Here is a 10,787-nt window from a genome sequence, read left to right as displayed (position 1 = left end):
CGCCGCGTCAGTTGATCTTGAACCGCGCGACCGAGGTCTTGAGTTCTTCGGCCGACTTCGACAGCTCGCGCACGAGTTGGGCGGTGGAGCGCGTGCCCTCGCCCGTCTGTTCGGTCACCGCGAAGATGTGCTGGATGTTGGCGGCCACCACGTTGGCCGATTGCGCCTCGCGCGAGGCTTCGTCGGAAATGGCCTCGATCAGCTCGGAGAGCTGCCGCGAAACGCGGTCGATCTCGCCCAGCGCGGTGCCGGCGTTGTCGGACAGCTTCGCACCGGCGACCACGCCCTGCGTGGAGCGCTCCATGGCCGCCACGGCGTCCTGGGTGTCGGTCTGAATGGTCTTCACCAGGGCCGCGATCTGCTTGGTCGCGTCGCCGGAGCGTTCGGCCAGCCGCTGCACTTCTTCGGCGACCACCGAGAAGCCGCGACCGGCCTCACCGGCCGAGGCAGCCTGGATGGCGGCGTTGAGCGCCAGCACGTTGGTCTGCTCGGTGATGTCGGAGATGAGTTCGGTGATTTCGCCGATCTCCTGCGAGCTTTCACCCAGCCGCTTGATGCGCTTGGAGGTGTCCTGAATCTGATCGCGCAGCGTGTTCATGCCGCCGATGGCGTTCTGCACCGCCTGCAGGCCCGACTCGGCGGCAACCAGCGACTGGCGCGCCACCTGAGCCGACTGCGTCGCCTGCACCGACACGCCGTTGATTCGGCCGGCCATCTGCAGCACCGACTCGCCGGTCTCGCGGATCTCGCGCAGCTGCTCGTCGGAGGCGGCGAGCAGTTCCGTTGACGTGGCTTCCACCTGCTGCGTCGTGTCGGTCACTCGCGACACCGTGTCCTGCACCTGCGAAACCAGCGTGCGCAGTTCTTCCACGGTGTAGTTCACCGAGTCGGCGATGGCGCCGGTGATGTCTTCGGTCACCGTGGCCTGTTGCGTCAGGTCGCCTTCGGCCACCGTCTGCAGCTCGTTCATCAGCCGCAAAATGGCCGCCTGGTTGGCGTCATTGACGCGCTTGGCTTCCTGCTCGAGCCGTTCCGCCGCGCCGCGCTGCTGGTCGGCGATGGAAGCGCGGACCCGCTGGTCGTGCAGGAACACGTAGGTCAGGCCGGCGATACCCGCCAGCGCCAGCAGCACCGACAGCACGATCAGGAACACGTTGCCCGTCGACAGGCCGCCCAGCGCCTGCAGTTGCGCCTGAACCGCCTGGAAACCTTTGCGCAGCGGCTCGCTGTCGGCCACGATCGCGGCCTGCGCCTCGCGTGCCGACACCAGCGACTGCAGATTGCCCAGGATCGCGCCGGCTTGCGTGCGTGTCTCCTCGTACTCCCTGAGCAGCGCCTCGAGCCGTTCACGAACGGCCGGGTCGCGGGCGGCGGGCAGGCGCAGTTCGGCATTGCCGTCGAGCAGGCCCTGGGTGATCTCGCGGAAGGAGTTCAGGTCCTTGCCGAGCAGGAACACCGCCTCGGGAGAAACGCCCTCGACGGTCAGGAATTCGTTGGCCGACTTGCCGATGCGCTGCGTCAGCATGACCACCTGACCCACCGCCGACAACTCCGCCGGCGTGGCGTCCTGTTGCAGCTTGAGCGAAGAGACCGTTTCGGCAATCTCGAGCAGGTCGGACGACTGCAAGTTGATGCTGCGCAGCGCCTCGCTCACCTGCGTCAGGGTCTGCTGCTGCGCCAGCACGGTGGCGGCGTTCTGCTCGGCGCGATCGATCAGCGGCATGAGCGGCTCGAGCGCGGGCTGAACGGCACCCGGCACGGCACTGACCGTCTCGTTGCCGCGGCTCAGGCCCCGCGATGCGTTCGCCAGCACGCCGGCGCTTTCCTTCACTTCGGGGAAAGCCGCCGTGTTGCCGACCATCGCCTGCGACACCGACTTCGCGAGCCGCTGCGACTGCATCAGCACCTCGCCGGTAGCGGCCACGCGACTGGAACTCTCGTTGGCGGTGTTCAGCGAATTGACCGTGACGAAGACCAGGCCGATCAGGCCGAGCAGCAGCACGCCGCCGAGCATGCGCTGCTGCTCGCCGATGGGCAGCGTGCCGATCATCGGCAGGCCGCCGGTCGTGGAAACGTGCTCGCGCGAGTCGTGAAAATCGCTGGGCAGCTCGGAGGGCGCAGCCTCGGTGATGATCGACGAGTCGGCGCCGCGCAGGCCGCCGAGATCGAGCGTGGCGGTGCCGCCACCGGCTGCGCCCACGACGTCGTCCGCCGCCGGATAGGCGTCCTCGAAGGCCATCTCGCCGGCCGGATCGGCAGACGATTTACGCTGGCCGCGACCGGTGAACTTGTCCATAAAGCTCATAGAAGCCTCTCGCTCGTATCAATGGTGATCAGACGACGCGCTTGCCTCAGCGCTCACCGGGTCACCTTCAGAAAAGTTTCGTCCGCAGCCAGCGTGGCCAGCTGCAGGGCCTGCCAGCGGCGCCCCGCTGCGTCGATATACCGCGGGCCGGCGAAAGCCGGTCGCGCTTGCCCGTCGTCATCGCCTTGTAGCTGCTCGGCCGACCGCAGACCGGCGAGCCGGTCGACGAGCAGCGCGCAGTTGATGTCCAGCGCCGGGTTGAAAGCGATCAGCCGCGACTGCTCACGGCCGGCTTCCGGCGCCGCGCCGGCGGCCGCCAGTCCGAGAAAGCGGGACAGATCGACCACGCCGTGCAGCCGGCCCCGCAGGTTGGCCACCCCGACGAACCAGGGCTGCGTGTGCGGCACGGGAACCAGCGGCGACAGGGAGAAGATTTCCCCCGCCTGCGCCAGCGGCAACAACACACCCTGACCTGCGCACTCGACGGCCAGCCAGCTCGCGCTGTCGGCTTGCGAACGCGCGTTCTGCAGGCGCTCGGCCAGCCGGCTTTGCAGTTCGCGCAGCGCTTCTTTTTTCGCCATGCCGCTTGCTTTTCGACGCTGTTCTTCGGTGAACGGCCGACTCAGCCGAACGCGCGGATCTTGGCGACCAGCTCGTCGGCGTCGACCGGCTTCACAACGTAGTCGCGTGCGCCCTGGCGCATGCCCCAGACCTTGTCGGTTTCCTGGTTCTTGCTGGTGCACATGATCACCGGCACGTCGAGAAAGCGCGGATCGCGCGTGATCGCGCGGGTGAGCTGAAAACCGTTCTGGCCCGGCATCACCACGTCCATCAGGATCAGGTCGGGCTTTTCCTCGCCCAGGCGCTTCATCGCCTCGTCGGCGTTCTCGGCCGTGCGGACCTTGTAGCCGCGCTTGGACAGCAGATCCGACAGGAAATGCAGTTCGGTTTTCGAATCGTCAACGAGCAGGATCTTTTCGATCGCCATCATGTTTCCTTCAACTTTTTAGCCGAGCCCCGCCGCACCGCACACGAGAACCGTGCAGGGGCCCCGGCGCACGCCGACCTCAAGACCCGCCGCGGTGCTGCTCGACCGCCTGCAGCAACTGGTCTTTGGTGAACGGCTTGGTCAGGTAGTCCTGCGAGCCGACCATGCGGCCTCGCGCCTTGTCGAACAGGCCATCCTTGGACGACAGCATGATCACCGGCACACCCGAGAACTTGGGGTTGCGCTTGATGATTGCGCAGGTCTGGTAGCCATCGAGCCGCGGCATCAGGATGTCGCAGAAGATGAGATGCGGCTGATGGTCGTTGACCTTGGCCAGCGCATCGAAGCCGTCCTCGGCCAGCACGACGGTGTAGCCGCCTTGCTTCAGAAAAATCTCGGCACTGCGTCGGATCGTGTTGCTGTCATCGATGACCAGCACACGTGTTGTCGCAGCTTCGGCAGCGGCCTCGGCCGCAACGCCCCCCGGTCCCTCTTGCTTTGGTGCCTGGTTCAGCACTTGGCACTCCTCAACGGCTTGTTGGCGTGGGCTAGATCTGCACCATCTCGAAATCTTCCTTGCGTGCGCCGCATTCCGGACAGGTCCAGTTCATCGGCACGGCGGGCCAAGCGGTACCCGGTGCGATACCGTGCTCCGGGTCCCCGGCGGCCTCGTCGTAAATCCACCCGCAAATGAGGCACATCCAGGTTTTCGATTCGCTCACGGTGTCTTGACGGCTCACTACAATGAAGAAACATTTTAGCGAGCGCCCATTCTGAAAACACAAGACTTTGTGGGCACATACGCAACATTCCTCATAATTATCTGGAACTCCGTGACTGCCTTCTCACAGGCAGCGCCGGGCTCTTGAATCAGCACCCATGAACACCCCCGCGCCCGACGCCGCCGACACTCCTGAAGCCCCCGCCGACGACGCGCCGCCCGCCTGCGTGATGACTTTCAATGCCAGCGACCCGAGCGGCGCTGGCGGCTTGGCCGGCGACATCGCGACCATCGCCGCAATGGGCGCGCATGCATTGCCCGTCGTCACCGCGATCGTGCTGCGCGACACCGCCGAGGTGTTCGAGTCGCACGAGATCGAATCCGACGTGATCGTCGAGCAGGCCCGCAGCATCCTCGAGGACGTCACCATCGCCGCCTGGAAGGTCGGCTTTCTCGGCAGCGCCGAGGGCGTGGCCGGCGTCGCCGAAGTGCTGAGCGATTACCCCGACGTGCCGCTGGTGGCCTATCTCAACGACGTGTCGTGGCTCGAAGAAGACGACCAGCAGGCCTACCTCGACGCCTTTCGCGAACTGATCCTGCCGGCCACCGAAGTGCTGGTCGGCAACCAGCAGACGCTGATCGACGCCCTGCTTCCCGACTGGGACGGCGAGCGCCCGCCCTCGGCCCGCGAACTGGCAGTGGCTGCCGGCGAACTGGGCGCGAAGTACGTGCTCGTCACCGGCATTTCGCTGCCGTCGACAAAAGGCGGCGAGGCCTCCGTCGACAACGTGCTGGCTTCGCCGCAGGGTGCCATCACCGGTGAGAAGTTCGAGCGCTTCGACGCGGGCTTCGTCGGCGCCGGCGAGACCCTCGCGGCCGCACTGGCCTCGTTGCTGGCCAGCGGTCAGGATCTGCACCTGGCCGTGTCGGAAGCGCTGAGCTTTCTCGACCAGGCGCTCGATGCCGGCTTTCGGCCGGGCATGGGCAACGTGGTGCCGGATCGCTTCTTCTGGGCACTGCCGGAAGGCGAGGAAGCCGACGAAGGCGAAGGGCCGCCTGGGGAAGTCTTGCTCGAAGAGCCTCCGTCCGCAGAACGCGGCCCGCGTCGCATTCACTGATTCGCGTGTCTCCTATGGCCGATTCCTCCGGCGCTGGCGACGCCGTCGCGTCGCCAGCCGAAGGCTCCCGCAGCGCACAGCTCTTCGAGCGCGCGCAGCGCAGCATTCCGGGCGGCGTCAATTCGCCCGTGCGCGCCTTCCGTGCGGTCGGCGGTATACCGCGCTTCATTCAGCGTGCCGAAGGGCCCTATCTTTGGGACGCCGACGGTAAACGCTACATCGACTACATCGGTTCCTGGGGGCCGATGATCCTGGGCCACGGCCACCCGGCCGTGCTCGAAGCGGTGCTGCAGGCGGCGCACGAAGGCTTCAGCTTCGGCGCGCCGACCGAACGCGAGGTCGAGCTGGCCGAAGAGATTCTCAAGCTGGTGCCGAGCGCCGAGCAGGTGCGCCTGGTGAGCTCGGGCACCGAGGCCGCAATGAGCGCACTGCGCCTGGCGCGTGGCGCAACCGGGCGCGCGAAGATCATCAAGTTCGAGGGCTGCTATCACGGCCATGCCGACGCGTTGCTGGTCAAGGCCGGCTCGGGCCTGGCGACCTTCGGCCACCCGACGTCCGCCGGCGTGCCGGCTGAAGTCGTGCAGCACACGCTGGTCCTGACCTACAACGACGTGGCTCAGCTCGAAGCCGCGTTCGATGCGCACGGCTCCGAGATTGCCTGCGTGATGATCGAGCCGATCGCGGGCAACATGAATTTCGTGCGCGCGAGCGTTCCCTTCATGCGGCGGCTGCGCGAGCTGTGCACGCAGCACGGCGCGCTGCTGGTGTTCGACGAGGTGATGACCGGCTTTCGCGTCGCGCTCGGTGGCGCGCAAAGCCTCTATGCGCAGCAGATTCCCGGCTTCAAGCCGGACCTCAGCGTGTTCGGCAAGGTCATCGGCGGCGGCATGCCGCTGGCCGCGTTCGCTGGGCCGCGCGCCGTGATGGAGCTGCTGGCGCCGCTGGGCCCGGTGTATCAGGCCGGCACGCTGTCGGGCAATCCGGTGGCCACCGCCTGCGGGCTTGCGACCTTGCGCGAGATCCAGAGGCCTGGCTTCTTCGAAGCGCTTTCGCGCAGCACTCGCAGCCTCACCGACGGCCTGCTCGACGCTGCCCGTGAAGCCGGCGTGCCAATGGTCGGCGACTGCGAGGGTGGCATGTTCGGCTTCTTTTTTCCTAAGGGCGCTGCCGAGTTGGCGGCGGGCTTGCCGCAAAACTACCCGCAGGTCATGGCCACAGACAGCGATCGATTCAATCGCTTTTTTCACGGCATGCTCGAGCGCGGCGTCTATCTCGCGCCGGCGCTGTACGAGGCGGGCTTCATCAGCGCGGCACACACGCCGGCCGACATAGAAGCGACGCTCGCTGCGGCACGCGCCGTGCTGCGCTGATCGTCAGCGTCCCGTTCCCACGTTCTTTCCGGTCAACACCGGTTTGCCTGCAAGCCCCATGCACCTCCACATCCTCGGCATCTGCGGCAGTTTCATGGGCGGTCTGGCGGCCTTGGCGCGCGAGGCCGGGCACAAGGTCACCGGCTGCGACGCGAGCGTGTATCCGCCGATGAGCGAGCAGCTTCGCGCCCTCGACATCGACCTGATCGAGGGCTTCGGCGCCGACCAGCTCGCGCTGGCACCCGATCTGTTCGTGATCGGCAACGTCGTCTCACGCGCCAAGCCCGACCAGTTCCCGCTGATGGAGGCCATCCTCGATGCCGGCCTGCCCTACACGAGCGGGCCGCAATGGCTGGCCGAGCACGTGCTGCAGGGCCGGCATGTGCTGGCCGTGGCCGGCACGCACGGCAAGACCACCACGACCTCGATGCTGGCGTGGATCCTGGAGTCGGGCGGCCTGCAGCCGGGCTTCCTGGTCGGTGGCGTGCCGCAGAACTTCGGCGTGAGTGCGCGGCTGGGTGGTGCGAGTGCGAGTGCGAGTGCGTTACAGAGCGGCCCGCAAGCGCAGGTTCCAGGGTCACTCCCTTTCTTCGTGATCGAAGCCGACGAATACGACACCGCTTTCTTCGACAAGCGCAGCAAGTTCGTGCACTACCGGCCGCGCACCGCCGTGCTCAACAACCTCGAGTTCGACCACGCCGATATCTTTGCCGACCTCGGCGCTATCGAGACCCAGTTCCACCACCTCGTGCGCACCGTGCCGGCGAGCGGCCGGCTGGTCGTCAATGCCCGCGAAGCCAGCCTCGAACACGTGCTCGAGCGGGGCTGCTGGAGCGACGTGGCGCGCTTCGGCGTGCGCGGCGATGCGCCGGGCTGGCGGGCGCGCGGGGAGCCGCATGCCTTCGACGTGCTCAAGTCGGGCGTGCGGGTCGGTCGCGTCGAATGGTCGCTGCTCGGTGAGCACAACCAGCTCAATGCGCTCGCCGCGATCGCCGCGGCCGAGCATGTGGGCGTCGCACCGGCCGACGCGGCTCGGTCGCTGGGCGACTTCGCCAACGTGAAACGCCGGCTCGAGCTGCGCGGCACGGTGCCGCGCGATGGCGGCGAAGTCAGCGTGTACGACGATTTCGCTCACCACCCGACGGCGATCCGCACCACGGTGGACGGCCTGCGCCGCAAGCTTGGGCCGATGGGCACGGGCCCGCGCATCCTTGCCGTCTTCGAGCCGCGCTCCAACACGATGAAGCTCGGCAGCATGAAGGCGCAACTGCCCTGGGCGCTGGAAGAAGCGGATCTGGCCTTTTGCCACAGCGCGGGCCTGGACTGGGACGCGTCAGAAGCACTGGCGGAGATGGGCGCACGCGCCCTCGTCAGCGATTCGATCGATGCGCTGGTGCACCGCGTCGCGTTGTCCGCTCGCGCCGGTGACCATGTGCTGTGCATGAGCAATGGCGGCTTCGGCGGCATTCATGCCAAGCTGCTGGCGGCCTTGGCTCACTGACGGGCGGCTAGGGCCTGTCAACGCTACGGACAGCTCGCGTGACCCGGGAAACAGGCCGTAGCGGCATGGCGGCCACGACCCACCTGCTCTACCTGCACGGCTTTCGCTCGTCGCCGGCTTCGGCCAAGGCGGCGCGCATGGCGGCCGAGGCGCTGCGATTGCAGCGAAGCGGCCGGCGACTCGTGTGGTGCTGCCCGCAGTTGCCGCCCTCGCCCGCCGGCGCGATGGCGCTCATCGAAGAATCCACGCAGGATTGGCCGGCCGCCACCACGGCAGTCGTCGGCAGCTCGCTCGGCGGCTTTTACGCCACCGTGCTGGCCGAGCGGCGCGGCTGCCGTGCGGTGCTGCTAAACCCGGCCGTCGATCCGGCCACCAGCCTGGCCGGGCAGATCGGCGAGCAGACCGGCTGGCACCACGCCGAGCTGCGTTTCGAATTCACGGTCGCACATGTGGAGGAACTGCGCGCGATGACGCCCGCACGGATCACGCGGCCCGAGCGCTACTTCGCGGTCATCGCCAAAGGCGATGAAGTGCTCGACTGGCGCGAGATGCATGCGCGCTACTCGGCTTCGCCCGGCCGCCTGCTCGAAGGCGGCGACCACGCGCTTTCGGACTTCGAGCGTCATCTTCCCGACATCCTGCAGTTCGTCGGCTTGTCCTGACGCGGCGGCGCCGGAAGCGCCGATGGGACAATCCGCGCACATGTCTGAATACGCACTTTTCGAGGAAGCCGGGAAGTTCCTCGCCGGCCGGGTGATGTCGGAAACCGACTCGTCGCTGCAGGTCGAGCTCGACTCCGGCAAGCGGGTCAAGGTCAAGAGCGTCAATGCCCTGCTGCGCTTCGCCCAGCCCGCGCCCGCGGAACTGCTGGGCCAGGCGCAGACCTTGGCACAGGAAATCGATCTCGACCTGGTCTGGGAGGTCGCGCCCGACGAAGACTTCGCCTTCGACGACATCGCCCGCGAGTACTACAGCGCCGGCGCCAGCTCCACCGAACAGGCCGCGACCTTGCTGCGCCTCTTCGAAGCGCCGCACTACTTCCACCGCCGCGGCAAGGGGCGCTTCCGCAAGGCGCCCGCCGACGTGCTGAAGCAGGCGCAGGTGGCGATCGAGCGCAAGGCGCAACAGGCCGCGCAGATCGATCAGTGGGCGACTGAGCTCGCCGCGGGGCGCTGCCCGGAGCCGATCCGCGAGCAGCTCTACAAGATTCTCTTCAAGCCCGACAAGAACGGCCCCGAGTACAAGGCGGTGGTCGATGCGGCGAAGCGCTCGCACACGCAGCCGCTCGATCTGCTCAAGTCGGCGGGCGCGATCACCAGCGCCTACCAGTTTCACTGGCGGCGCTTCCTGTTCGAGTTCTTCCCCAAGGGCACCGCCTTGCCCGCGCTGCCGGCGCCCGCGCTCAAGGACGAACTTCCGCTCGCCGCGGTGCAGGCGTTTTCGATCGACGACTCGGCCACCACCGAGATCGACGATGCGCTGTCGGTGCAGGGCCTTGGGAGCGACACGGTGGTGTTCGGCGTGCACATCGCCGCGCCCGCGCTGGCCATCGCGCCCGGCTCGCCGCTCGACCAGCTCGCGCGCAACCGCTGGTCGACCGTGTACATGCCCGGCCACAAGCTGACCATGCTGCCCGACGACGTGGTGCAGGCCTACACGCTGCAGGCCGGGCTCGATTGCCCGGCGGTGTCGCTGTACGTGAGCTTCGACGCGACCACGCTCGAGGTAAAGACGAGCGAGACGCGCATCGAGCGCGTGCCGATCGCCGTGAACCTGCGCCATGACCAGCTCGACGCCGTGATCACCGAGGCGAGCCTGACCGGCGCCGCTGCGGCCGACTACGCGTTCGCGCCCGAACTCGCCTTTGCGTTCCGTCTGGCCCGGCACCTGAAGGCCCAGCGTGAAGTCGCGCGGGGCAAGCCGGAGAACTTCAACCGGCCCGACTACAGCTTCCGGCTCGAAGGCGCGAACCCGAACACCGCGGGCAACGAACCGGACGGCAGCGAAACCGTCGTCATCACCGAACGCAAGCGCGGCTCGCCGCTCGATCTGATCGTCGCCGAGGCGATGATCCTCGCCAACAGCCACTGGGGCGGCTGGATCGCCCAGTGCGGCGTGCCGGCCATCTACCGCAGCCAGGCCAGCATGGCCCCGGGCATCAAGGTGCGCATGGGCACCAAACCGGCGCCGCATGCCAGCATGGGCGTACGGCAGTACGCCTGGTCCACCTCGCCGCTGCGCCGCTATGTGGACCTGGCCAACCAGTGGCAGATCATTGCCTGCGCGCGCCACGGCCGCACCGCCGCGCTGGCTGCGCCCTTCAAGCCGAAGGATGCGGAACTCTTTTCGGTGATTTCCGGTTTCGAGGCCGCCTACGCCGCCTACAACCAGTTCCAGAACGGCCTGGAGCGCTACTGGACGATGCGCCACCTGGAGCAAGCGGGAATCACCGAGCTCGACGCCGCGGTCATGAAAGACGGCCTGGTCCGCGCCGACACGCTCCCGCTGGTGTTTCGCGCGCTCGGCTGCGAGGCGTTGCCACGCGGCGCGCGGGTGCGCGTGCGCATCACCGGCGCCGACCTGCTCACGCTCGATCTGCACGCCAGTCTGCTGGCGCGCCTGGACGATCCGGCGACGAATGCGGACGATGCACGCGTCGAGACCGACGAAGCCGAGGACGCCGTGGAGGATGCCGCGCCGCTCGCCTTGGCGATCGACCTGCAGGATGGCGACAATGCCGTCGAGCCAGCGCCGTAGAACGCGCCCGGCTGACTCAACCCCCCG

The 10,787-nt window shown here is 67.5% G+C and carries 10 protein-coding genes; 5 read left to right on the top strand and 5 right to left on the bottom strand.

Going from position 1 to position 10,787, the window contains the following annotated elements:
• Positions 1 to 7: 7 nt before the first annotated feature.
• The 5 genes from H0W40_RS05310 to H0W40_RS05290 form a co-directional block, all read right to left on the bottom strand.
• A complete protein-coding gene (locus H0W40_RS05310; protein ID WP_292443946.1) occupies positions 8 to 2,305 on the bottom strand; it encodes a methyl-accepting chemotaxis protein in 2,298 nt (765 codons plus the stop codon).
• A 53-nt stretch (positions 2,306 to 2,358) separates the two neighbouring features.
• The gene (locus tag H0W40_RS05305) at positions 2,359 to 2,886 is read right to left on the bottom strand and encodes a chemotaxis protein CheW (RefSeq protein ID WP_292443944.1); all 528 of its coding nucleotides are present in this window, start codon (positions 2,884 to 2,886) and stop codon (positions 2,359 to 2,361) included.
• Between the two features lie 41 nt (positions 2,887 to 2,927).
• A complete protein-coding gene (locus H0W40_RS05300) occupies positions 2,928 to 3,293 on the bottom strand; it encodes a response regulator (RefSeq protein ID WP_292443979.1) in 366 nt (121 codons plus the stop codon).
• Between the two features lie 79 nt (positions 3,294 to 3,372).
• The gene (locus H0W40_RS05295; protein ID WP_292443942.1) at positions 3,373 to 3,732 is read right to left on the bottom strand and encodes a response regulator; all 360 of its coding nucleotides are present in this window, start codon (positions 3,730 to 3,732) and stop codon (positions 3,373 to 3,375) included.
• 109 nt (positions 3,733 to 3,841) lie between these two features.
• Positions 3,842 to 3,994: a rubredoxin gene (locus H0W40_RS05290; protein ID WP_292443977.1), complete on the bottom strand. Its 153-nt coding sequence runs from the start codon at positions 3,992 to 3,994 to the stop codon at positions 3,842 to 3,844.
• 178 nt (positions 3,995 to 4,172) lie between these two features.
• Between H0W40_RS05290 and H0W40_RS05285 the strand changes: the two genes are divergently transcribed.
• From H0W40_RS05285 to H0W40_RS05265, 5 genes are all read left to right on the top strand, one after another.
• Positions 4,173 to 5,132, top strand: a complete 960-nt coding sequence (locus H0W40_RS05285) for a bifunctional hydroxymethylpyrimidine kinase/phosphomethylpyrimidine kinase (protein WP_292443940.1) — start codon at positions 4,173 to 4,175, stop codon at positions 5,130 to 5,132.
• Positions 5,133 to 5,146: 14 nt separating this feature from the next.
• Positions 5,147 to 6,502, top strand: a complete 1,356-nt coding sequence (hemL, locus tag H0W40_RS05280; RefSeq protein ID WP_292443938.1) for a glutamate-1-semialdehyde 2,1-aminomutase — start codon at positions 5,147 to 5,149, stop codon at positions 6,500 to 6,502.
• A gap of 58 nt (positions 6,503 to 6,560) precedes the next feature.
• Positions 6,561 to 8,003, top strand: a complete 1,443-nt coding sequence (mpl, locus tag H0W40_RS05275; protein ID WP_292443936.1) for a UDP-N-acetylmuramate:L-alanyl-gamma-D-glutamyl-meso-diaminopimelate ligase — start codon at positions 6,561 to 6,563, stop codon at positions 8,001 to 8,003.
• 65 nt (positions 8,004 to 8,068) lie between these two features.
• Positions 8,069 to 8,665 (top strand): YqiA/YcfP family alpha/beta fold hydrolase, encoded by a 597-nt coding sequence (locus tag H0W40_RS05270; RefSeq protein WP_292443976.1) that lies wholly within the window; start codon positions 8,069 to 8,071, stop codon positions 8,663 to 8,665.
• 40 nt (positions 8,666 to 8,705) lie between these two features.
• The gene (locus H0W40_RS05265) at positions 8,706 to 10,760 is read left to right on the top strand and encodes an RNB domain-containing ribonuclease (protein ID WP_292443935.1); all 2,055 of its coding nucleotides are present in this window, start codon (positions 8,706 to 8,708) and stop codon (positions 10,758 to 10,760) included.
• The last annotated feature ends 27 nt before the right edge of the window (positions 10,761 to 10,787 follow it).

Origin of the sequence: Methylibium sp., assembly GCF_013817345.1 — a bacterium.
GTDB lineage: Bacteria > Pseudomonadota > Gammaproteobacteria > Burkholderiales > Burkholderiaceae_C > Methylibium.
Note: the sequence above shows the minus strand (reverse complement) of the source record. Positions and strands in the feature narration are given on the sequence as shown.